This is a genomic window from Lachnoanaerobaculum sp. MSX33 (genome assembly GCF_000512995.1).
Taxonomy (GTDB): domain Bacteria; phylum Bacillota; class Clostridia; order Lachnospirales; family Lachnospiraceae; genus Lachnoanaerobaculum.
Genome location: NZ_AZXX01000043.1, coordinates 52797 through 77921 on the forward strand (window position 1 = coordinate 52797; position 25125 = coordinate 77921).

Annotated in this window: 22 protein-coding genes; 2 read left to right on the forward strand and 20 right to left on the reverse strand. The window is 35.7% G+C overall.

The features are described from left to right. Positions 1 to 2: 2 nt before the first annotated feature. The 4 genes from lepA to HMPREF1495_RS04170 form a co-directional block, all read right to left on the reverse strand. Positions 3 to 1814, reverse strand: a complete 1812-nt coding sequence (gene lepA / locus HMPREF1495_RS04155; RefSeq protein ID WP_007594483.1) for a translation elongation factor 4 — start codon at positions 1812 to 1814, stop codon at positions 3 to 5. Between the two features lie 91 nt (positions 1815 to 1905). Further along, positions 1906 to 3054 (reverse strand): M20 family metallopeptidase, encoded by a 1149-nt coding sequence (locus HMPREF1495_RS04160; protein WP_034212315.1) that lies wholly within the window; start codon positions 3052 to 3054, stop codon positions 1906 to 1908. A 5-nt stretch (positions 3055 to 3059) separates the two neighbouring features. Beyond that, on the reverse strand, positions 3060 to 4823 hold the full coding sequence (locus tag HMPREF1495_RS04165; RefSeq protein WP_034212316.1) for an ABC transporter ATP-binding protein: 1764 nt from the start codon (positions 4821 to 4823) through the stop codon (positions 3060 to 3062). Between the two features lie 172 nt (positions 4824 to 4995). Then, positions 4996 to 5883 carry an Rpn family recombination-promoting nuclease/putative transposase gene (locus tag HMPREF1495_RS04170; protein WP_034212317.1) on the reverse strand — a complete coding sequence of 296 codons (888 nt, stop codon included), beginning with the start codon at positions 5881 to 5883 and terminating at the stop codon, positions 4996 to 4998. 263 nt (positions 5884 to 6146) lie between these two features. Here HMPREF1495_RS04170 and HMPREF1495_RS04175 point away from each other — a divergent pair, with 263 nt between their 5' ends. Continuing rightward, positions 6147 to 6362 (forward strand): helix-turn-helix transcriptional regulator, encoded by a 216-nt coding sequence (locus tag HMPREF1495_RS04175; protein ID WP_198013544.1) that lies wholly within the window; start codon positions 6147 to 6149, stop codon positions 6360 to 6362. Then, positions 6349 to 6789 (forward strand): hypothetical protein, encoded by a 441-nt coding sequence (locus tag HMPREF1495_RS04180; protein ID WP_034212319.1) that lies wholly within the window; start codon positions 6349 to 6351, stop codon positions 6787 to 6789. The genes HMPREF1495_RS04175 and HMPREF1495_RS04180 overlap by 14 nt, the downstream gene beginning before the upstream one ends. Before the next feature lie 54 nt (positions 6790 to 6843). Here HMPREF1495_RS04180 and HMPREF1495_RS04185 read toward each other — a convergent pair whose 3' ends face one another. From HMPREF1495_RS04185 to HMPREF1495_RS04260, 16 genes are all read right to left on the reverse strand, one after another. After that, the gene (locus HMPREF1495_RS04185; protein ID WP_034212320.1) at positions 6844 to 7479 is read right to left on the reverse strand and encodes an L-2-amino-thiazoline-4-carboxylic acid hydrolase; all 636 of its coding nucleotides are present in this window, start codon (positions 7477 to 7479) and stop codon (positions 6844 to 6846) included. Positions 7480 to 7676: 197 nt separating this feature from the next. Then, positions 7677 to 8948, reverse strand: a complete 1272-nt coding sequence (locus HMPREF1495_RS04190) for a glycoside hydrolase family 10 protein (RefSeq protein WP_034212321.1) — start codon at positions 8946 to 8948, stop codon at positions 7677 to 7679. Between the two features lie 102 nt (positions 8949 to 9050). Beyond that, positions 9051 to 11300, reverse strand: coding sequence for a DNA internalization-related competence protein ComEC/Rec2 (locus HMPREF1495_RS04195; protein WP_034212328.1), 2250 nt, complete (start codon positions 11298 to 11300; stop codon positions 9051 to 9053). A 3-nt stretch (positions 11301 to 11303) separates the two neighbouring features. Beyond that, on the reverse strand, positions 11304 to 12227 hold the full coding sequence (locus tag HMPREF1495_RS04200) for a GerMN domain-containing protein (protein ID WP_034212333.1): 924 nt from the start codon (positions 12225 to 12227) through the stop codon (positions 11304 to 11306). Then, on the reverse strand, positions 12224 to 13684 hold the full coding sequence (locus HMPREF1495_RS04205; protein WP_034212358.1) for a sensor histidine kinase: 1461 nt from the start codon (positions 13682 to 13684) through the stop codon (positions 12224 to 12226). Before HMPREF1495_RS04205 ends, HMPREF1495_RS04200 begins: the two co-directional genes overlap by 4 nt. A gap of 4 nt (positions 13685 to 13688) precedes the next feature. Continuing rightward, positions 13689 to 14555: a DegV family protein gene (locus HMPREF1495_RS04210; RefSeq protein ID WP_034212335.1), complete on the reverse strand. Its 867-nt coding sequence runs from the start codon at positions 14553 to 14555 to the stop codon at positions 13689 to 13691. Continuing rightward, on the reverse strand, positions 14555 to 14722 hold the full coding sequence (locus HMPREF1495_RS04215) for a hypothetical protein (protein ID WP_007594506.1): 168 nt from the start codon (positions 14720 to 14722) through the stop codon (positions 14555 to 14557). Before HMPREF1495_RS04215 ends, HMPREF1495_RS04210 begins: the two co-directional genes overlap by 1 nt. Then, positions 14719 to 15699, reverse strand: coding sequence for a dipeptidase (locus tag HMPREF1495_RS04220; RefSeq protein WP_034212337.1), 981 nt, complete (start codon positions 15697 to 15699; stop codon positions 14719 to 14721). The genes HMPREF1495_RS04215 and HMPREF1495_RS04220 overlap by 4 nt, the downstream gene beginning before the upstream one ends. Beyond that, entirely contained in the window at positions 15696 to 17069 is a 1374-nt protein-coding gene (locus HMPREF1495_RS04225) for an MATE family efflux transporter (protein WP_034212339.1), read from the reverse strand. The genes HMPREF1495_RS04220 and HMPREF1495_RS04225 overlap by 4 nt, the downstream gene beginning before the upstream one ends. A gap of 23 nt (positions 17070 to 17092) precedes the next feature. Further along, positions 17093 to 19114, reverse strand: coding sequence for a glycoside hydrolase family 13 protein (locus HMPREF1495_RS04230; protein ID WP_034212341.1), 2022 nt, complete (start codon positions 19112 to 19114; stop codon positions 17093 to 17095). Beyond that, complete coding sequence (gene ftsH, locus HMPREF1495_RS04235) at positions 19115 to 20941, reverse strand: ATP-dependent zinc metalloprotease FtsH (RefSeq protein ID WP_034212342.1); 1827 nt, start codon at positions 20939 to 20941, stop codon at positions 19115 to 19117. It lies immediately after the preceding gene. An 11-nt stretch (positions 20942 to 20952) separates the two neighbouring features. Next, positions 20953 to 21480, reverse strand: coding sequence for a hypoxanthine phosphoribosyltransferase (gene hpt / locus HMPREF1495_RS04240; protein WP_034212344.1), 528 nt, complete (start codon positions 21478 to 21480; stop codon positions 20953 to 20955). A gap of 2 nt (positions 21481 to 21482) precedes the next feature. After that, positions 21483 to 22979, reverse strand: coding sequence for a tRNA lysidine(34) synthetase TilS (gene tilS, locus HMPREF1495_RS04245; RefSeq protein WP_034212346.1), 1497 nt, complete (start codon positions 22977 to 22979; stop codon positions 21483 to 21485). A 1-nt stretch (position 22980) separates the two neighbouring features. Further along, complete coding sequence (locus tag HMPREF1495_RS04250; protein WP_034212348.1) at positions 22981 to 23289, reverse strand: septum formation initiator family protein; 309 nt, start codon at positions 23287 to 23289, stop codon at positions 22981 to 22983. Between the two features lie 71 nt (positions 23290 to 23360). Then, on the reverse strand, positions 23361 to 24368 hold the full coding sequence (asnA, locus tag HMPREF1495_RS04255; protein WP_034212350.1) for an aspartate--ammonia ligase: 1008 nt from the start codon (positions 24366 to 24368) through the stop codon (positions 23361 to 23363). Between the two features lie 138 nt (positions 24369 to 24506). Next, the gene (locus tag HMPREF1495_RS04260; protein ID WP_034212352.1) at positions 24507 to 24929 is read right to left on the reverse strand and encodes an Hsp20/alpha crystallin family protein; all 423 of its coding nucleotides are present in this window, start codon (positions 24927 to 24929) and stop codon (positions 24507 to 24509) included. Positions 24930 to 25125: the final 196 nt, after the last annotated feature.

The following is a 25125-nucleotide window of genomic DNA, read 5'->3' on the forward strand; positions in this document are numbered from 1 at the left end:
TATCAATCCTCATCCAATTTAAGTACACTCATAAACGCCTTTTGAGGGATTTCCACATTTCCGATCTGTCTCATTCTCTTCTTTCCCTCTTTTTGCTTTTCAAGAAGCTTTCTCTTTCTTGAGATATCTCCTCCGTAACACTTTGCCAAAACATCTTTTCTCATGGCCTTAACGGTCTCTCTTGCTATAACCTTTGAACCTACTGCCGCCTGTATAGGAATCTCAAACAGGTGTCTCGGTATCTCCTCTTTAAGCTTCTCACACATCTTTCTTCCTCTTTCATAAGCGGAATCCGCATGCACTATAAATGACAGCGCATCCACCTCTTCCTTGTTTATCAAAATATCCAACTTCACAAGCTTTGAAGGTACATAGCCCTTTAAGTCATAATCAAGTGAGGCATAACCTCTTGATCTTGACTTTAGTGCATCGAAGAAATCATATATTATTTCATTCAGAGGCAAATCATATTTTAAAATTGCACGATTCTCCTCAATATATTCCATACCAAGATAAATACCTCTTCTCTCCTGACAGAGATTCATAATAGATCCTACAAATTCTTTTGTAAGCATTATCTCGGCAGAAACTATCGGCTCCTCCATATGCTCTATCTCTGAAGGATCGGGGAGGTTTGAAGGGTTTGTAAGTTCTATAACCTCTCCGTTAGTTTTAAATACCTTGTATACAACACCCGGTGCTGTAGTAACAAGGTCAAGATTATATTCTCTCTCAAGTCTTTCCTGTATTACTTCCAAATGTAAAAGCCCAAGGAAACCGCATCTGAATCCGAATCCGAGAGCAAGTGAAGTCTCCGGCTCAAAGAAAAGCGAAGCATCATTTAACTGCAGCTTCTCAAGTGCCTCTCTAAGGTCATTGTACTTTGCACCGTCCGCCGGATAAAGTCCGCAATAAACCATAGGTGTTACCTTCTTATATCCCGGCAATGCCTTTTCACAAGGATTATTATTTAATGTAATAGTATCACCGACTCTGGTATCCTTTACATTCTTTATACTTGCCGTAATATAGCCTACCATGCCTGCAGAAAGCTCATCACATGGAATAAACTGACCTGCACCGAAATACCCTACTTCCACAACTTCCGCCACAGCTCCGGTTGCCATCATTTTTATAGGATCGCCTTTTTTTACACTTCCCTCTTTGATTCTGACAAATACTATTACTCCCTTATATGAATCATATATTGAGTCGAAAATAAGTGCCTGCAAAGGTGCCTTGGGATCTCCCTCCGGTGCCGGAACCTTCGCAACTATCGCTTCCAGTACATCCTCTATATTCAGTCCTATCTTAGCTGAAATTCTTGGAGCGTCATGTGCCTCTATTCCTATAACATCTTCTATTTCACTTGCAACCAAATCAGGATCGGCACTTGGCAAGTCCACCTTATTTATAACAGGAAATACTTCAAGGTCATGATCAAGTGCCATATAAACATTGGCAAGTGTCTGTGCCTCTATACCCTGTGCCGCATCTACTACAAGTATGGCACCGTCACAGGCAGCGAGAGACCTTGAAACTTCATAGTTAAAATCCACATGTCCCGGTGTATCTATAAGATTGAATATATATTCATTACCGTCATTTGCCTTGTAAACAGTTCTTACCGCCTGACTCTTTATGGTAATTCCTCTTTCCCTCTCAAGATCCATATTGTCAAGAACCTGAGACTGCATCTCCCTGCTGGTCAAGAGCCCTGTCTTTTCTATAATCCTGTCTGCAAGTGTAGACTTGCCATGATCTATATGTGCAATAATACAAAAATTTCTAATTTTACTTTGATCAACAATCATCTTTTCTTCCTATCGTTAAACCTTGAATAATAATGCTTATAATAACATTTTTTCGGCATTCTTACAATAATAGTGGGAAATGAAGCGCTTATTACATACCGTACATTATGTCAATATACAGCCTGCATGAATCAAAGAGCTGTGAGAGCTTGACATATTCATTTTCCCTATGTACCACCGATAAATCTCCCGGTCCTATAATTACAGGTATCAGTTCATTTTTTATAAGCATACTTGCATCTGTAGAGCCTGTAAAGGTGTCAAATTCCAGATCAATATCCAGCTTTTTTAATGTGGCTTTAATAGTCTTTATGAGTCTGTCCTCCTTTGATGTATCCCATGATGTTCTCATATCGGCTATCTTGTATGTAGCATCAAAATGAGGATTTTCCGCTTTTATTTCATCTATAAGCTCATCCAGTTTTTCCCATATATGCTCAGGCTTATGTCCTACCTGTAGTCTGGCATCCACTGTAAACACACATCTGTCAGGCACTACCTGCGGCTCAACACCTGCATTTATAGCCAATGTTCTCCAGAATGTATCGGGATAATCTTTAAATTCAGTGTTCTTTATCTTTTCTATAAGCTTTATCGCAAGATATATGGCATTTTCACCTACACCCTTTTGTGAACCGTGAGCAGTCATGCCATGTACACAGACATCAGCCCATGTTCTACCCTTTTGACGATTACATATCTTCATATCGGTAGGCTCGCATACGATAAGATATTTTGCATTATCAAACACCTTATTTTGATATAATGCCTTTGATCCCTTCATAAAGTTTTCTTCATCTATGGTAGCCGCAATTATTATATCTCTCTCAGGAATAATATTGTTTCTCTTCAAAAGTATCATAGAATATATAGCACTTATGAGTCCGCTTTTCATATCGGCACTTCCCCTGCCATATAATTTTCCGTCCTTTATAGTGGATTTAAAAGGCGGTGTATTCCATCTTTTCATCTCATCGTCGGAAACCGGCACAACATCCATATGCCCTGTGAAAACAATAGCATCCTTATTTGTTTTTCCTTTAAGCTTTGCTATAACATCATATCTTCCATCTTCCACCGGTACCGTAAAATAATCTATAGCATTTTCCTTCAATAAGTTTTCTACATACTCACACATAGGCTTTTCATTGCCTTTTGGATTTGTACTCGGTATGTCCACTGCTTTTGAAAATATGTCTACCAGCTCTTTTTCATCTATCAAATCAAAAATACTTTCCATAATATTTATTCCTTTAATTCATCGATATTCTTATTGTACAGATTAAAATATATTCCCTCTTTATTCATCAGCTCTTCATGTGTGCCTGACTCTTCTATACCGTTTTCTGTAAGTACCAAGATTTTGCTTGCATTTCTTATGGTTGAAAGTCTATGTGCTATTGTGATTGTAGTTCTGCCCTTACTCAATATTTCAAGTGACTGCTGCACTATAGCTTCAGAATTATTATCAAGTGCTGAAGTTGCCTCATCAAGTATAAGTATCGGTGGATTCTTTAAGAATACTCTTGCTATGCTTATTCTCTGCTTTTGTCCACCTGAAAGCTTTGTGCCACGCTCTCCTATATATGTATCAAACTTATCCGGAAGCTCCATAATAAAGTCATAGGCACCGGCCATCTTTGCGGCTTTTTCTACATCCTCAAAGCTTGCATCCTTTTTTCCGTAAACTATATTTTCATATATGCTTCCTGAGAACAGGTACACTTCCTGTTGCACAATACCTATATTATCTCTCAATGACTTTTGCTTGAAATCTCTTATATCTGTGCCGTCTATAAGTATTGCACCTTCACTGACCTCATAAAATCTCGGTATAAGATTTGATATAGTTGTTTTACCTACACCTGAAGAACCTACAATAGCGATATTCTCTCCTTTATTTATTGAAAAGCTGATATCATCAAGTACCTTTGCGTCACTGTCAGGATATGCAAAGCTGACATTTCTAAACTCAATATCGCCATGTACGTCGGTCAAAACTCTCGCATTTTCCTTATCGACTATATCGTTTTTTACATCCATTATCTCAATGAATCTTTCAATACCTGTCATTCCCCTTTGGAACTGCTCCATATAGTCAACTATTTTCTTTACTGTATTTAAAAGCATATTTATATACAATGTGTAAAGAAACATATCACCTGCATTTATTTTACCGACCTTCATATAGTAGCTTCCAAGTACTATAACTGTCAGATACATAATTCCGTCAAATATTCTGTATACCACCTGAAAATTTGACATATATTTGTAGAACTCTTTTTTAATATCCAAAAATCTCAAATTTTCTTTATGGAACTTCTTTACTTCCAACTCTTCATTTGCAAATGATTTTACAACCTTTGCACCCAGAATATTGTTTTCAATGCCTGAATTGATCTCACCGACATGATTTCTTTGTTCTTTTTGTGCCTTTCTCATATGGTTATTGGTGGAAGACATAAAGAATACCATTATCGGTATCATAATAAATATGGTAAGTGTAAGAGTAATATTTATATTTATCAGTATTACAAATGAAACTACAAGTTTTACCAGTGCTATAAAAAACTCTTCCGGACAGTGATGTGCAAACTCTGTAACATCAAAAAGGTCGGTAGTAATTCTTGATAATATCTGACCTGATTTATTTGTATTATAGTAGGAATAAGGAAGTTGCTGTATATGAGAAAAAATATCATATCTCATATCCGTTTCTATCTTTGCCCCCATCACATGACCTATATTTTGCATATAGTAGTTTGCTATGGTATCCACCACTCTGAGTAAAACAAATATTACTCCAAGTGTCAGTATAAGTTTTACAGTCAGGAGGCTCAAATCCTGTCTTGCAGTATTTGTCAGATATCTGAGTATTATCGGCAACACCAGATCACACATGGTTGAAAAACCTGCACATATAAGATCCAGTATTAATGTTGGATAGTACTTGCCGTAATATGGTAAAAACCGCTTTAACAAATATAAATTTGTATAAGTTTTTTGCATAAAATCCCCTTCTTTGATTTATAGTTATATAAGTAGTATATACAATAATAATTTCACAACATTTTTAGTATAGCACCTTTTAGAATAAGAAAGAACTCTAATTTTATATGAATATGTTTGTCATTTGACTTATAAAAAAGGCAGCCTATGCTGCCTCCATTAAGTTTCTATTTTATTTTATATATTTTTCAAAATCTTCTGCACTCATATCTGCTCTGATTGCCGCTTCATCAAGACTAATTAATCCATCCTTTACCAATGATATAAGCGTGTTTATGGTACCTCTTTTAATACCCTGTTCAATTCCTTTTTCTATTCCCTTTTCTATCCCTTTTTCTATCCCCCTGGCCTCTACTCTATCCAGTACTTCACACATATTGACTTTCTCCTTTCCCTTGAAATCGTTTATCGTTTCTTCAAATCTGTTATCTCCTGTCATTGCAGACATTAATGTTAAAAGTTCTTCCACATGAGCAATATTCGTTTCATCAGCTATATAATCTCTATTTTCCCTCATTTGATACAGGTAATCAGCCAATATCCTAAAATCACTTTTAAATAAGTCTATCTTTTCTCTTTCAAGATAGGCTATTTCAAATAAGTTTATCTTAAAATCATTTACATAAGGACGAACATCTTCATCTATATCAAGAACTTCAAAAAGTCTTTTCGGATAATTCCATCTCTTCTCATATCCCAAGTACAATACCAATGTAATCACAGGATACTTTGCCCTGTCACCGTTTTCTTTTCTGCTTTGCTTTACATACTCTGCACCGTCATAACCAAATACTCTAAGAGGCATAAGTTTATTTGGTACTGTCTGATTTTCAAGTCCAAATAATGCGACATTGATTTTATTTTTACGCCAATACTTTGCTATATCTCTTTCCTGTGTTCTGACTCTTCCGTCAATCTTTAGCATACTCATCGGCAATGCATCCATAAGTGCAGATTCATCAACCACATCTCTACCGGCAAACAAAAGTACATTTAAGATATCAGCAAATACATCATTGTACTTTTCAAGCATCTTCTCCGTTATATCTTTATCTTGCATATCTCCTCCTCATTATACCAAAAAAATTTACTGTTGGATTATTTTTTGAAACTTAGAATTTTAGAAATTAAAACCATATAAGATACTTTAATTCTAATGTATATATCTTCAAAATACAATAACAATCTTATTTTTGTGCTTTCCAAACTGTTTTCAATATTCTTACAACATTGAAATATAATTTGTGTAAAGGTGGCTTGACATAAACAAAAAATTTATTTACACTTAATGTAAAGGAAGCTTTACATTAAGAGGTAGTGTATTTGAAGAATAACTTAGATAAATTAAGAAAGCTTAAAGGTTTAACTCAAGAAGAATTCGCAAAAGAATTAAAAGTATCAAGGCAAACTGTAAGTGCAATAGAAAACGGCAAATATAATCCGTCTTTGGATTTAGCTTTTGATATAGCTTTATATTTCAACAAGACAATAGAAGAAATATTTATATATGAAAAGGAGGAAAACCATGAAAAGAAGTAATATGATTTATGGACTGATCTATGTTATATTATCCGGAATATCGTTATATATAGCTATTACTTTTGATGCAAATAAAATGTCGGGAGTATTTTACGGACTTACAGGTGCTTTTGTAGCCGGCGGCATTGTGAATATAGCTCAGTATTTTTATTGGAAAAGGCATAATGAAAAATATGAGGAAAAATTAGAAATTGAAAGAATAGAACAGCAAGATGAATTAAAACAAAAGCTTAGGGATAAATCAGGAAGATATGCCTATTTGTTTGGTATGTTTATCACTGCTCTATCTATCATGGCATATTCTTTACTTGGAGTATTAAATATCATGGATACAGAATATATCGTGATCTATTTATCAATATACTTGATTAGTCAATTATTTATAGGAAAAATAGTATTTAATCACTTATTGAGAAAGTATGACTGATAAATTATCAATCATAAAAAAGACAGCTCCTCGCTGTCTTTTTTATGCCCATTGTCACTTAGGATCTTTATTCTTATCCCCTACAACCCAGTAGTCACATATTTTCCCGCCTGATGCCAATGTACTTTCTCTATGTAATACGCCCTTTCCTTTCTCAAACATAAGATGATCGATATCGCAGCACATGGGTAAAAGATCCAGATAACCGTTGTCTCTTGCAAATTTTTCAATAGGACATCTTGTGAAGTGGTAATAAAAACCGTCACTGTGCAGCTCCTCATCAAAATTAAAATCCCAAGTTTTATCCTTATACTCCGGATGTTTATCTGCCCAATCCGCCATTTTATGCATCCTGTCGGCAAATTTTTTCATATCTTTCGGATTATTTAAATCAAAACCGCCTTTGAGTTTACCGATCAATTTGTTATTTAAAAATTCAACAATGATCTCATTAAAATCATCAACACCAAAATCCCCTGCCCGGCACACAGCCATAAAAACATATGCCGAATAAATATTGCCGGCCATAGGGTTGTTAGAGCCTATATCCTCAGTACTCTCAATCATTTGTCTGTATAAACCGCGTGCCTTTTTTAAACTTTCTTCGGTCTTATCCTTACCGAATTTTCTTATCATAGGTTTTTTCAAGAAAAAACTTATTAAACTAAAATATACCCCTTTGTATTTCATAAGACCCCCTTAAAACTTTTTCACAAGTTGATTTTTCAACATTCACGTCCATGCCTAAACTTAAACCGTTTAAGTTAGGTTTTCATAACCACTATTATTTTACCACTTTCCTACAGACCTTTCCATATTTTAGAGCATATAAATGTAAATACTAAAAAGGCGTGTAAAATAATTCTTCTATTTTACACGCCTGGATTCTACTGATTTGTAAATGCTGTTTGTAAATTATTAAGTTCCAAAATTGCCGGTGCCTCTCTAAAGTTTTGGTATGCAAAGATTCCAAATCCTGAAACTTCTCCGGTTTCTCTTGCCGCCTTTACCTGCCTTAATAAGATATCATTATATCTTAACCATTCCGAAACGGCATTGCCGTCCTTTATATCCTTTCCGGTTCTGTAAAGTCCAAGACCTATATACAGCTTTACATTGCTGTTACTCTTTCTCTTTAACTCCACCCAGCTGTTTAAACAATTTATATATGAATGTGGTGCCAATATACCTGTTCTTGTTTTTGCTTCAAAACCGTGGTATAGCTGTGGCATTATATAATCTATATATTCATTTGAAGCCATCCATTTATCAATATCTACAAAATATGATTTATCACTTCTCAGATTTGATAAAAGCGCTACAGGACTGATTCCGAAAACCGCCTGAGGACGAGCTTCATGTACCGCCTCATATACATCTTTCACAAGCATTGACACATTTTCTCTTCTCCACTGTGTAATACCCAAACTGCTGCCTGAAGAATCATATTCCGCCTTGTCAAAACTCTTTGCCGGATCACCGTCATTTAATGAAGGATAAAAATAATCATCAAACTGTACACCGTCAACCTCATAGTTTTTACAAATTTCACTGATTGAATTCACAAGATAGCTTCTAACCTCCGCACTTGAAGGATTCAGATAATAATTGCCGTCATGTAATAATAAATTCCTCTGCTTTGAAGGATCTCCCATCCACTGCTTCACTATTGAATTATCCGGTATATTTTTCATCATAGAATTGGTAACTCTATAAGGATTTACCCAAGCATGAAATGAAAGTCCCTGTTTGTGAGCACTCTCAATCATATACTCCAGAGGATCAAAATTCGGATCCGAATCTTTTGTGACCATAAACTTTGACAATGGGAAAGATTTCAACTTCTGACCGTAGCTGTCCGAATGGCTGTGCACATGGCAAAATATAGCATTCATTCCGCGATTTTTTATATCCGCCATAACTTGATCTGCACGTTTCTTAAATGCCTCAATATCTGACGGCATCTCACTCCAGTCAATATATGAAAACCATACTCCTCTAAGTTCTTTTTGCTCTACAACTGCGCTTTTAACAGTACCGTTTCTCTTTACAGGTGTAACCGCCGCATAAACTTGCAAAGAGGCCAAAGTATTTATTATCAATACTATAGCTATAAGTTTGCCGACCAGTCCACTAAACCACGTTCTCTTCATCTTCATCTCGCTCTCTATTTTTTAAGTATAATAAAATCACTTAATATCATACTATAGCCAAGATAAAAAACCAATATCAACTTCCTTAAAGACTGATTACAAATACTTTTATCTAAGTTTCACTTCTATCGCCCCCGTTTTTGAAGTTTCAAATATAATACAACCGTTTTCTTTTAATGTCTCTATAGTTTCAGGACTTGGATGTCCGTAATGATTATTTTTTCCACAGGATATAACGGCATAATCGGGACTTACATTTTCTATAAAAGCTTTTAGAGAAGAATTCTTTGAACCGTGATGAGCCACCTTTAGTATATCCACTTTCCCTATATCAAAGTATTTTAATATGCTCTCCTCGCTGCTTTTACCGATGTCTCCTGTAAATAAGAGTCTTTTTCCATAAGTCTCTATAACAAATGTCTGACTTTGCTCATTCACATTTTCTTTATCCGATTTGTCAGGCCAAAGACAGTCTATCTTTAAATTTTTTCTTTCAAAACAATCACCCATACTCAAATATCTTATATTGCACCCGGCCTCAACTGCAGCTTTCTTTAATTCATCATATGACTTATCTTTCATTGCCTGATACGGAAGAAACATATTCTCGATTTTTATATCTGTTTCAAGAAGATACAGTATTCCGCTTATATGATCGATATCCGAATGTGTGATAAAGCTCATCTCAATATCATCCACTCCTTTATATAAAAGAAAAGGCTCCATACTGTATTCACCCAAAGAAGGCTTTGATGTACTTCCGCCATCTATCAATATATCCAAATCATCAATATGCATATAAATGCCGTCACCCTGTCCCACATCAAGATACACAACACTTTCAGTTTTAAAAAAAGGATATAAAATAAGAACTGCAACTAAAGAAAGTAAAAGATATTTTTTTCTACACCTCAATACAGATATCGCAATTATACCAAGCAGTAAAATATAATAAATAAGTATCTGCCAAAACTTCGGCCTGCCAAATGCAATATAATGATAAGGTAAATACTTGGCAGCAATACAAAGAAAATCATAAAATCTCAGAATTAAAACAGTAGATACACTTATATATTTATATAAAGTCAGTCTCAGTATATTTAAAACCAAAGAAAGCATAGAAGAATAAAGCACAAAGCTCATAAGCGGTATAACTAGAATATTGATTAAGAAAGCATATAATGGGAATGTATAAAAATAATATAATGTAACCGGTAAGGTCAAAAGCTGAACTCCGATACTTACGACAAGAATTTTAAATACTCTATAACTACATGAGGATTTGTCCTTCTTTTCCACAGGCTTAAATCTTTTTATAATAAATGCAATCGGTCCTCCAAGGCTTAAAACTGCCGCAAATGAAAGCTGAAAGCTTAATCCGAAGGGCTCAAACGGTGAAATAAGGCATATGCCTACCGCACTGATACTGAGTGCGGATATAATACAATAACTTCTCCCCAACACCTCAGCAATAAAATACAATATAAGCATTGTACTTGCTCTTACAATACTTACACCATCACCTACCAATAATCCGTAAAACACCAAGAATACACTCGCAAGACTTGCTGAAAGCAAAAAACTTCTTTGCAGTATTTTTCTGAGAAGATTATAGAGTCCTATACCGAGCAATGAAACATGAAGTCCTGAAATGGCAAGTATATGAGCTATTCCGCTTCTTTGATACAGTTTATAAGTACCTTTATCAAGTTCTCCCCTCATACCAAGTATGATTGCTTTTATAAATCCGGCTCTGTTGGACTCAAAAGTCTCATCTATTTTTGTGTTAAGGTACTGTCTTAATAAAAAGAAAAACTCACCTACCTTATCATAGCTTTTATCAACCACCATATAGTCGCTTACCGACATTTTTACATATATGCCCTTGGTTTTATAATAGCTTTTTGCATCAAATTCACCGGGGTTGGTACCTTTACTTATCTCTTCAGACTTCCCTTCAAACTTCACCTTATTTCCAATGTGAACGTCATTTAAAAAGATTTCGTCTTTCAGATAGTAGATTACTCCTTCACAGATAATCATTACATTATCATCTTTGAAAATAATATTTTTAACTCTTCCACATAATGAAGTGTTTTTTTCATTATTATCCACATCAGCTATAAAGTTATTCATATATCGGATTTCATATTTGATTCTTAAAATAAAGATACTGCATATCAGAAAAAATATCAGAAAGTAAATTAATTTGAATTTTATAATTTTTTTGTAATTTAGTACAAATAAGACCGCGGCCGCGACGGGAATTCCCGCCGCAAGCCTGTATATACTGAAATAATACCCTAAAAGCTCTCCAAGCAAACAGGCCGTTACTATAAGTACACATGGTCTTTTCATTTTTTAATCCTCTTTTAGATAATCAAGATTTCTCTCTACAGAAGTTCCCAAAGAGATTGTATTATATTTTTTATCGGATTTTCCGTTTACAAGTATCTGCACTCTGCTTATATTCGGCAATTCGGAAAGTGAATCCACTATCGAGTATATTGTAATACTGTCAAGAACATCCGGTATTGCATTGAGGAAGGCCTCATCAAAATTTACATAACAGATGCCCTCATTCATTGTGACGCTTACTACCTTTGTATCACTTGGTATAGTCGCCTTCAAATCGGCTGTTTCAGGTCCTTTTATAAGCTCATCAACTATAATTCTCTCTTTTGATGTATTGATATCATAAAACACATCTCTTGCCTCTGTCACCAGCTCTGTCCCCGATTCATCTGCAAAGTAAAGCAAAAGTGTAGCTTTTTCAAAGCTGTTTATATTTGAAACATTATTTATAAAGTTGTTGGCACTTATAAGCCCTACATTTTCTCCCAAGGCATTTACAAGAGGCTGGTCTCCTGAACGAATACTTACATATTCTATCCCCTCTATCTGTGTAAATGTCTTTGCCAAGGCCGCTCTTGCAAGTACTTCTCTGGTCACATCCATTCCCTGATAGTTTGTATCAAAGTTTAAATATAAAATATTTCCGTCTATATCAAATCCTTGGTATGTAACCTTGTCAGGTAGGGCTCCCACCGCTTCCAAATCATCCGGCACCTTTAAAAAATGTGTCATAAGTTCTTTTATCAGTCCATTTGTATCGCTCTTACCTGAAGCTGCGGTGTATCGGCTTTCCACAAGAGTATTAATATTTGTATTTAAATAATAAATATTGTATTCATTTTCCGCTAAAGGTTGTGTCTCCTTTTTCTTACAGGATATAAGAGTTATAGAAAGTAAAACAATTACAATGATCAAAAATTTGTTTCTCACTTCTTATCCCTCCTTTTTACATGATTTAGAGGAATTCTGACTGTAAACGTAGTTCCCTCACCCTCTTTACTTGAAACTTTTATAATGCCGTCATGTAAATGAACTACATTCCTTGTGATAGCAAGTCCCAAACCGGTACCTCCTGTCTGCCTGGATCTTGCCTTATCTATGCGGTAAAATCTTTCAAAGATAAGATCTTGGTACTCAGGTGCTATTCCGTCTCCGGAGTCTTTTACCTTTATATAGAAAAACTTATGATCCGCGTCAATACTTACCTTTACAAAACCGCCATCCTTGTTATATTTGATTGCATTTTCTATAAGGTTATTTATGGCCAGTGACAACTTGGTTTCATCCACATCGGCACTTACCTCTCTGATAGTCTCAAAAGTCATTTCTATATCACGCTTTTGTGCTATAGGTCTCAGTCTTTTCAAGATTTGTTTTATAAGTTGATTTATATCAACCTGCTCGGTTACCAAAGTGGTGGCTGACTTATCAAGCTTCACCAAAGAGAGAAGGTCATCTATTATCTTTGCCTCTCTGTCTATCTCATCCGAAATATCCTGCATAAACTCCGCATACATCTCATTAGGTACATTTTCCATGCTCATTAAAGAATCCGCCAATACTCTTATAGATGTAATAGGTGTCTTTAACTCATGAGACACATTAGCCACAAACTCATCTCTGGATTTATCCGCATCCTGTAACTTTGCGAGTGTGGTATTGATATTTTCAGAAATAGATTTGGTCAGCTGATATTCATTATGCTCTATCTTTTGATCAAGCTTTCCATAGCCTATACTTGATATATCATCTCTTAAATTTATAAGCGGCTTTAACAGTCTTCCGCCTATTATAACAGAGAGTACAAATACTATTGCTGAAAGTGTTATATATAAAAACCTCTCGGTATTTCCAACACCTTCGGCTACCGAAACCAGATTCTCTGTAGACGCAATAAACATTAACACTCCGTCTATATTCTGGTTATCAATATTCTCATATATCGGCATTGTTTGCAGTATATATGACTTGGTCTTATTGTATATATTTGTATTGGTACCGTTGAATGTATCTATTATTTCCGGAGAGATGTTTATCTTACCTGTTGCCAGATTAAAAGTATCTTCAATAGTTGTATAGGATTTATCTATTATAACTATTCTACCGTTATATATATCCGCTACTGTATCTATCTCGGATCTTATAACCTCTCTGTTATCGGAATTTTTCAAAAAATTTCCTCTTGTAAGTTTATTGCTGAGCATAAGACATTTTGTCTGCAACTCTATTTTTCTTGCATCCACTCTTGAGGTAAAATTTGTACGGCTTACAATTCCTCCATATATAAATATAGGTAAAACACCGAAAAGTAAAAATACTACAGACAAAAGCACCCTCAAATTTATAGGAGGCAGTTTAAATTTCGTTTTTTTCTTTTCAACATCCATAATCTTAATTGTTACTTGACTTTCTTGCTGCAGCAACGGCAACCGTTCCCGGGCCGATATGTGTTGCCACGGAAAGTGAAAGATTAACTATATCCACCTTTCCAAAAACAGGCTCAAGCTCTGCTGCAAATTCATTTGCAAAATCGAGCGCATCATACTGTGCTATCATTACTCTGGAATTTTTAGCATTCGGATCATCAAGTCTCTCTGCAAGATCCTTTTTTAAAGCTTCAAGCATTATCTGCTTTGCCTGTTTAAATGTTCTGGCTTTTCCATAAGCATCAATCTTTGATTCATGAATTTGAAGTACAGGTTTTATCTTCAGCAATGAAGCAAGAGCGGCTGCCATAGGTGTAATCCTTCCGCCCTTTTTAAGATATTTCAAATCACTTACCATCAAATATATTCCCGACTTGCCTGCATCGGCTTCAAGCTTCTCCTTTATCTTTTCAGGTGACATTCCCTCTTTAAGCATCTCTATTGCATCCAAACCGGCACTTATCTGTGTGATTGATATTCTCTTATTATCCACTACAAATACCTTACCGAAGAACTCATCCTCATTTGAAAGCATTGTTGCCGTATCACATGAACCTGAAAGCCCTGATGTCATAGGTATATGTATTATTGAATCATACTCTTTTAAAAGTTCAGTCCACAGATCCATCACATCTTCAGGTGAAGGCTGTGATGTCACTATATCGGCACCGTTCTTTTGTAATCTTAAGAACTCATCGTATGTAATATCCTTACCGTCTAAATATTCTTTTCCGTCTATCATAAACGGCATAGGCAAAATATACATGCCAAGCTCTCTTGCCTCTTCCTTTGTCAAACCACTGTTACTATCCAATACAACCGCTGTACTCATTAGCCTCTATCCTTACCCTTTGCTATTTCATCAATTACATTATTTTTAATCATATCATCTATGATATCATTTCCGCTTTTTTCTTCATCCTCTTCCATCTTTGCATGTAGTACATAGACTGCACATACAAAGACAAGTATCAAAATAAGCACCGCTATTCTGATCATTTAACCACTTCCTTTATAATCCTGAGTGCATTTTTATATGTTATATTTTCAATAAGACTTGCGCTAAAGCCTTCCCTCTCCATTGCATCTGTCAAGAGTCCCATTCCCCGTGCATCCTTCCACTCTAAAATATCACTGAATCCGTCATAGTCCGAGCCCAGAGCCACAAACTCGCTTCCTCCAACATTTACCATATATTTCAGCATATCTATAGTATCGTCTATATAAGCTTTTCTTTCTCTGTTTGAAAAATCCTTTGATAAGAACTCAGGATAAAAGTTAAGCCCCGAAATGCATCCTTTATTTGCCATCTTCTTTATCATATCATCAGTCAAATTTCTCGGATGATTGCATACCGCTCTGGCATTGGAGTGACTCGCAACAAAAGGTCTCTTTGCAATATCAATTATATCATAAATTCCCGCATCCGAAAGATGTGAAACATCAACTATTATTCCCAACTCTTCCATTTTTTCCACAACCTCAAATCCGAAAGGTTTAAGACCGTTGTCTTTATCAGGGGTATAGCCGACACATTCACCGTTTTCTATAATTCGTTTATTACCGAAGCCTATACAGTTTTCAAAATTCCATGTAAGAGTTATCATCCTTACGCCTCTGTTATAGAAGTGTATAAGATTATCTATACTGCCCTCTATCGCCTCACCCTCTTCTATTGTGAGGAATGCCGAAATCTTATTGTTTTCCTTGTTTTTTTGGATATCGCTATAGCTTTTTGCAAAAGCAATAGCAGACGAATTTTTCTCTATTTCTTCTTCATACAAATCAATAAGTTCATTTACATATTTATATGGTGAGTCCACCTCTTTTAAATATGTAAACATAGCAAAGCATTGTAAAAGTACATCTGATTTTTTCAGCTTGTTTATATCAATCATTAAATCATTCTCTTTTAGACTTATACCCTTATTTTTATATATTTCACTGATTGTATCACAATGTAAATCAACTATCATGTTTCCCCTTTTTTCAAATCCTTATGCCACCATTTTCCTGATATAAATCTATATGCAAAATTTGACGATCGAAATACCCAGTCTATAATCATTGCACACCATACACCTATTGCTCCTATATGAAAAACATTGGCTATAAAAAGTGATGTTGCAAATCTGAATACCGCCATTGAAAACAGGCTTACCGTCATTGTAAACTTCACGTCATTTCCTGCTCTTAGTGCATTTGGAAGTATAAAGCTTAAAGGCCATAAGAATACTGCCATTCCCATATGTATCCATACCAGTACGGCTGTAAGCTCTCTTGTGGCATCCGATACCTTATATATTGAGATAAAAAAGCTTTGAAATCCCAATATAAATATAGTGGGAATTATAATGACCGCATATCCTATAAACATCAGTTTTTTTACATAGTATTTAGCTTCTTTATAATTTCCCGCACCCACACATCTTCCTATGACCGTTATCATAGCAATACTTATCGCATTGCCCATGTTTACGCCAAGTCCGTCAAGATTATTTGCTATGGCATTGGCCGCTATCTCCGCTCTTCCAAAGTTTGAAATTATGGAAACTACAGCAACCCTTCCGACCTGAAACAGTGAGTTTTCAATTCCCGAAGGTATTCCTATATAAAGTATCCTTCTCATATAGTCCATTCTCAGTCTGAATACCTCTTCTATCTTCAAATAAACTATAGCATTTTTATTCCTTGATGCAAGTATTGTTATAGCAATAGCGGCTACACCTCTTGATATAACACTCGGTATAGCCACACCGGCCACTCCCATATGTAATACAAAGATTCCGACACTGTTTCCGACTACATTTATTATATTCATAAGTATGCTTACTTTCATGGAAGTCTTAGAATCTCCTATGCTTCTGTATATAGCCGCGCCTGAATTATATATTGCCAACATAGGAAAACTTATTGCGGTTATTGTCAAATACTGCTTGCTTGCCTCAAACACCTCGTTATCTATATTACCGAAAAGCATTGATATAAGAGGATGAGCGAATATTATAACAAGTATGGAAATAATAACGGAAACCGAAAATGTCATAATCTCAAGCTGAGCAGCCGCCGTACATGCATCGTCGTTTTTCCTTGCACCTATAAACTGACTGATTACTACTGCACCGCCTGTTGCAAGCGCAGCCAGTAAAGATATAAGCACATTGTTTACCATATCAACAAGCGACACTCCCGATACTGCCGCCTCACCTGCAAAGCTTACCATAACGGTATCCGACATTCCTACAGCTATGGCCAGAAACTGCTCGATAATCAGCGGAACTATAAGCAGTTTCAAATCAGTATTACTGAATAATTTTCCGGTATATTTTTTATTATCCTGTTCCATATATTCTCCATATAGCTGTCACTTTACAAGTTCTCACTCACCAGTAAATATCCCGAATGTGGTTCTATCTCCATGCTCACATGGCCGTTATCATTAAAATATGTCACTCTTCCTACATTGTAACCTGTAGGATTTGTATAGATTACTCTGCTTATAGCCGCATTATCTCTCATGCCTGTGAGATATAGCGGAATATCTATTTTCTTTTTTTCTCTTCCGGTATGAATTATAATTACAGATACATTATCTTTTGAAACTCTTGCATAACCTACTATACCGTCTTTTGAAATAAGTTTTATCAAAGAGCCGTGTTTTAACTCTTTTCTTATTCTATGCCATCTGTTCATATATCTGTGATACTCTAAAAGTTCAAGATTTTCATTTCCCCAAGGATATGTTCTCCTGCTGTCCGGATCTGTAAAACCGCATACTCCGACCTCGTCACCATAGTATACGGTAGGTGCACCCGGCAGAGTTAACTGCATCATTATGGCCTGCCTCATAACTTCAAGCTTTACACCTAAGCTTGCATCCTCTGATTTATGAGTATTTATTCTTCCGACAATACCGTTTGTTCTTGTCAGGAATCTGGAATGATCATGATTTGAAAGCTGAATCATAGATACAAGTGCTACATCATAATGCATTTTTCCAAGCGCATTCTTTAACATCATAAAGAACACATCCGCATTTCCCTTAAGGCTCATATCCTCTCTGTCCGAATGTTTTTCAAGGCCTGTCAGAAACCAGCTCACCGGCTCCATAAAGCCGTCATAGTTCATTACTCCGTCCCAACACTTACCGTCCAGCCAAAAACTCGGATCACCGTAATGCTCGGCAAGAATAATTGCATCCTTGTTTACGGATTTTACCGCTTCTCTGAACATTGTCCAAAACTTATGGTTAAACTCTTTTGTATACCCGAGATCTGCCGCTACATCAAGTCTCCAACCGTCCACATTAAAAGGTGGTGATATCCATTTCTTTGCAATTCTAAGTATCTCATCAACCAGCTTTTGACTGTTTTCATAGTAGAGCTTCGGCAAAGTATCATGTCCCCACCAGCCGTCATACTCTGTTCCGATAAAGTTAAAATATGATCTGAACTCACTTTCTTTTGACCAATATGCACCTATCGGATATTCTTCATCTGCTCTTTTATAGATTCCTTCTTTATCCATCCACTTATTAAAAGATCCGCAGTGATTAAATACCCCGTCTATAATAACTTTGATATTTCTTTTATGAGCTTCATTTACAAGTTTTATAAACACTTCATTACTTGCTTCAAGATTTTTTTTACTTGTAACTCTTTTTACATACTTTGTGGCATTTTTATTGTCACTGTCAAACTCTCCCAGAACTCCGTCCGTATCCTCCACAATTTTTCCTATATGTGGATCGATATAGTCATAGTCCTGCGTATCATATTTGTGATTTGAAGGTGATACAAAGAGAGGGTTAAAGTATATCACCTCAACCCCAAAGTCCTTTAAGTAGTCCAGTTTTTGTAAAACGCCCTCCAAGTCTCCGCCGTAAAAATATCCCACATCAAAGTTTGAAGGATACTCATTCCAATTTTCCTTATGTTTTACAGGCAAACCTATATATATGTATTCATCATCCACAACATCATTTGTTTCGTCTCCACGATTGAATCTGTCGATGAAAATCTGGTACATCAAAGCCCCCTTTGCCCAATCAGGCAAAGAGAAATCTTTATTATATTCAAACAATGTGTCTTCTTTTAAATAATCCGTAACTCCGAATCTCGTATAAAAGAGAGTTCTTCCACCCTCATTTATTTTAAAATAATATTTAAAATAATTTACATCATTCAAATCAGCGTAGTAATAATCAAAGTATTCACTTGAACGAAGCTTTTCCATCTTTGATTCACTGCCGTCAAAATGATTTACCAGAAAAATCTCCGGCTTATCATCCTTAAAAACCCTTATCTGTATTCTTATTTCCTGTCTATTTTTAAGGCTTTGTAATGATATATAATCTATCGTTTCATCACTAAAAATACCTTCAATATTCATTTAAAATAACGCCTCAAATTCTTCAAAACCTATCTTTTCTTTCTCTATAAGAAGCTTTGCACATGACTCAAGCACATACTTTCTATTCAATATTATCTCTTTCGCCTTTTTGTAGCAGTCATTGATAATATTTCTGACTTCCTCATCAATCATACTTGCAGTCTCTTCGCTGTATCCCTTTGTCTGGCCGAAGTCTCTTCCTATAAAAATTTCATCACCTTCATTGCCGTAATTTACAAGCCCGGCTCTCTCGTTCATACCGAACTCCATCACCATTGCCTTTGCAACCTTTGTCGCCTGCTTTATATCTGAACTTGCACCTGTCGTAATATCACCGAAGATGATTTCTTCCGCTATTCTTCCTCCAAGACTTACCATTATATCCTTTAACATCTTGGATTTTGTATTAAACATCTGATCCTCACCCGGCAAAGGCATTGTATATCCTGCAGCACTTACACCTGTAGGTATAATGGAAATAGTATGTACCGGTCCTACTCCTTCAAGTTCTCTGAAAAGTATAGCATGTCCGGCTTCATGATATGCTGTAATTGCCTTTTCCTTTTCACTTACTACTCTTGATTTCTTCTCCGTACCTATTCCGACTTTTATAAACGCTCTGTTTATATCATCTGCACAAATATAAGCCTTTCCTTCCCTTGCGGAAAGTATTGCCGATTCATTCATAAGATTTTCAAGGTCCGCACCTGTAAACCCTGAAGTCTGTCTCGCCACTGAATGTAAGTCTACATCATCACCTAAAGGCTTTGATGAAGCATGTATCTTCAATATTGCTTCTCTTGCCGCCACATCAGGTCTGCCTACTGCAACTTTTCTGTCAAATCTTCCCGGTCGAAGGAGTGCCGGATCCAAAATATCAACACGGTTTGTAGCCGCCATTACTATTATACCTTGATTTCCTCCAAAGCCGTCCATCTCCACAAGAAGCTGATTTAGAGTCTGCTCTCTCTCATCGTGACTTCCGCCAAGTCCTGAGCCTCTTCTTCTGCCGACCGCATCAATCTCATCAATAAAGATAATACATGGAGCGTTTTTCTTGGCATCCTCAAAAAGATCTCTGACTCTGCTTGCACCGACACCCACAAACATCTCCACAAAATCGGAACCTGATATTGTAAAGAAAGGTACTCCGGCTTCGCCTGCTACCGCCTTGGCTAAAAGAGTTTTTCCGGTTCCCGGAGGTCCAACCAATATAATTCCTTTAGGAATTCTGGCACCAAGCCTTGTGTACTTACCGGGGTCCTTTAAAAAGTCTACAACTTCAGCCAGTTCTTCCTTCTCTTCTTCAAGTCCTGCAACCTTTGAAAAGTTTATATTTGCCGTCTTTACGATTCTGGCTCTGCTCTTTCCGAAATTCATCATCTTATTGTTGCCGCCACCGCCGCCTGCCGCAATCTTTCCGTTCATATACATAACGAAAAACATTACCATAGCGACCGCAAGTAATACCGGCAATATGGTATTTGTAAATACGCTCTCTCTCGGAACATCATCTAAGATATATGTTATATTCTTAGATTCCATTTTTTTGATGAACTCATTTACATCAGATATAAAATAATGTACTTCCGATTTCCCGTACTTCTCCTGATTCTTGAAGTAAATTATAGCCTCACCTGTAGGGGTTTGTGAATTCTGTCTTATCTCGATCAGTCCGATATTATTTTCTTCAATTACGCTGTTAAACTCAGCAGAGTTAAGTTTTGTAATACTAAGCTGATTTCCCATGTTAAATATCAGCCATACTATAAGTGCCACAACAAACAGTAAGAAAAACATTCTTACCGGATTATCCGTTTTTTTCATTTTTCTCCAATCTAGTCAGAAAGCTCCATAACCCCGATGTATGGAAGATTTCTATATCTCTGGTCGTAATCAAGTCCGTATCCCACCACAAACTTGTCCTCTATTTCAAAGCAAACATAGTCTACATTAACATCCTTTTCTCTTCTGGAAGGCTTGTCTAAAAGAGTACAAAGCCTTATTGACTTCGGTCCTCTCTTTTCCAATATATCAAGAAGATATGACAAAGTATTACCCGAATCAATGATATCTTCTACCACAAGTACATCCTTACCCGCTATACTGTCGTCCAGATCCTTTATTATCTTTACAACACCTGAGCTTGTAGTTTCAGCACCGTAGCTTGAAACACTCATGAAATCAAGTCTTACATTCAAATCAAGTCTCTTGGCAAGGTCACACATAAACATTACTCCACCCTTTAACACACATATAAGTATCAAGTCTTTGCCCTTGTAATCAGCATTGATTCTTCCTGCAATCTCCAGAATCCTTTTACTTATCTCCTCTTCCGATATCAGTACTTCAACCTTTTCTTTCATATCTATCTCCTACTTACTTCTATTTTTAAAATATTTTTTGTGTTTTCATCTATTCTGTAGAGTTCTCCCGTTCTGTCAAGCCCGGCTTCCTCTCCGAAAATATTGCTCTCTCTAAATATCCAAAGTATATCAAAGCCAATCGCAACAACTACATATTCCCCTCTGATATTTAAAGGTATCTTATCATCCGTGAAAAGTTTTTTGACAGCCTTTCTACCGGATTTTATATGTATAAAATCTCCGCTTTCACATCCTCTGATTACAATATTTTCCTGTATAATTTTTATCATATCATCTTTATTAATAATACTGTTTATACATATAGATTTTCTATTATATTTTACTATATTTTCAAGGACTTTGTCAAAATCAAGCCACCTGACATTACCGGCTTTCGGAATATCCTTAATATTGAAATTATCCAAAATATTGTAGTTTATTTCAGGTAATACATATTTATCATTATCCGTACCTTTTTTATCTTCATTTACAAATCTTATGTTTACATATTCATTGTATACTTTTATTCCGTATTTTAAATCAAGTTTTTTTCCGTTTTCCGATTTTGCCAGGTTCCATATATCCTCTATATGCACCATACCGATATCTTTTATTCCAAGTTCTTTACTCTTTAATACCTTTCTTAAAGTATACCTGATAATATATGTACTTATAATATGAGGCTCATTAAGTAAGGCATCTTTGTCTAATAAAAATTCATCTTTACCTTTGATTTTTAAATTCTTTTCACAAAATTTTATAGCTGAATTTTCAAAAAACTCATCAGCCTCAGCCGCAATTTTAGAGGACTTATAAAAATTATTGATCACATTACTGTTAACATTTTTTTCAAGTATCGGAAAAACCTCATTTCTTAAAACATTTCTTGTATAATCATTTTTCAGATTTGTACTGTCCGTCATATAATCTATACTGTTTCTTTTAAGATAGTCCTCTATTTCATCCCTTGAAAATCCCAGTAAAGGTCTTATAATATTTTTATTTCTTACCAAAATACCCTTTAACCCCGATATGCCGCTACCCCTTGACAGATTGTGAAGTATGGTCTCCGCATTGTCATTTTTATTATGAGCCACTGCAACTTTGATCTTGTTAAAATCCAAGCCCTCCTTTATGGCTATATCTTTTGATACATTTTCAAAAGATTCATATCTCATCTTTCTTCCGGCTTCTTCTTCACTTAGTTTAAGATCTTTTGCAATCCTCGGTATGTCATAGTGAAAGCTGAAAAAACAAATATCAAGTTTTTCACAAAACTTCTTTACATAATTTTCATCACGACTTGCCTCTTCTCCTCTTATGCCATGATTTATATGTACGACAAAAAGCCTTATTTCTAAGGCTTTTTGTATACGACTCAATGTATGCAACAGGCATATGGAATCCGCACCTCCACTTACACCAAGTACTATTCTATCTTTTTTTTCGATCAGATTATTATCCTCTATGAAATGACTAAACGTATCTATATCTAACATATTATTTTTCTGCCTTTATAGCAATTTCATCAGGAAAAACAAGTCCCAGTTTTTCTCTTGCCATTTCTATTATATAACTGTCGGTTTGAACATATTTTCTTTGTTCTTCAAGTTTCTTTGATCTTTCGTCTTCACTCTCAAGTTCTTCAATTACTTTTTGATTGTAGGACTCTCTTTTTGCCAATTCCTGCTTTATACTGTTTACCTTTACTCCTAGAATAATCGCTACAGATAAAACTACTCCGGTGACAAAAATTATCGCAAATTTATTTTCCGATATTGCGCCGGCTTTCTTTCTTTTTCTCGCCATAAAAACACTCCTTTTAAATTCCGGTGTCGGCTTTATTTAAAAACTGACATATTTTTAAGCGGCTACTGACTTTATAATAGTATCATTCTGTTCTTTTTGCAAGCCTCAATCATATCGGCAGGCCATACACTTGACTGAACTTCTCCGACATGTGCTTTGTTAAGTAGAAGCATACAAAGTCTGCTCTGTCCTATACCTCCACCTATTGTATATGGTAATTCTCCTGCCAAAAGAGACTTGTGGAAAGGTAAACTCTTTCTGTCAAGTGCATTTGCGGCCTTTAACTGAGCTTCCATTGCCGCTTCATCCACTCTGATACCCATACTTGATATCTCCAATGCACAGTTTAAATTCTCAAACCAGAATAGAATATCACCGTTTAACTCCCAGTCATCATAGTCAGGTGCTCTGCCGTCATGAGGCTTTCCGTCACCTAAAGCACCGCCGATTTTCTCCACAAAAACACAGCCATGTTCTTTAACGATAAGATTTTCCCTCTCCTTCGGAGTCTTATCAGGATATCTTTGTCTAAGTTCCTCTGAAGTTATAAAGAATATATCATCCGGCAAATGATTCACGGCCTCAGGATATTTATACCACACCTCATGCTCCATATGCTTAATCACTTTAAAAATAGTTCTTACCGTTTCTTCCAAAACTTCAATAGTTCTGTCTTCTTTTCTTATTACCTTTTCCCAGTCCCATTGATCCACATAGCATGAGTGAAGATTGTCAAGTTCCTCATCTCTTCTTATGGCATTCATATTTGTGTAAAGGCCCTCGCCCGGCGCAAAATTATACTCACCAAGAGCCATTCTCTTCCACTTTGCAAGTGATTGAACAACTTCATACTCCTCATTAGGGACTCCAAGTATATCAAATGCTACAGGACGCTCCACTCCGTTTAAGTTATCATTCAACCCGCTTGACTTTGATACAAATAAAGGGGCTGAAACCCTCTCCAGATTCATTTCTTTTCCGAATTCTTTTTGAAATGTATCTCTTATATATTTTATCGCTTCCTGCGTCTGCCTTACGCTTAATACGGGATCATAACCCTTTGGTAAAATCAATGCCATAAACAACCTCCGATATATAAATTCATACTCTTTAAAAGAATTATGATAGCACTAAGTACCGCAATATACAAGATATAATGCCATAACTTAATAAAAAAGACAAAAGAAAAAGACTGCCTTTTACAGCAGTCTTAAAAATTATTCAATTGCAATTGTCTTCGGCTCCTGTGGGAGTCTCTCTTTTTCTTTTGGCAAAGTGAGTTTTAAAATACCGTTGTTGTATGAAGCCTTGATATCTTCCTCAGTTATCGCATCTCCTACAAAGAAACTTCTCTGACATGAACCGAATCTTCTCTCTCTGCGGATGTATTTATCCTGTTCATCCTTTTCATCTTTATTTTCCTCATGCTTTGCACTGATTGTAAGGTATCCATCCTTTAAGCTTACACTTATATCTTCCTTATTAAATCCAGGAATCTCTACACTCAGCTCATAGTTTCCTTCGACTTCCTTTACATCTGTCTTCATGCTTGGAGCCTCAAATTTTCTAAAATCTCTTCCAAAAAAATCATTATTAAAAAAATCATCAAATAAATTATAACTTCTTCCAGGTAATAACATATCTATATCTCCTTCTTTAGTATTCATTATAGTTTGCAAATAAAACCTTGTAACAATATTGTTATCTATGTCTTATTTGTTATATGCATACTATAACACTAATTATTAGCACTGTCAATAGTTGAGTGCTATTTTTTTTAAAATAAATATCAAATCTATTCAACAAAACTTTCTCTTAAACCTGTCAAGCATAAAT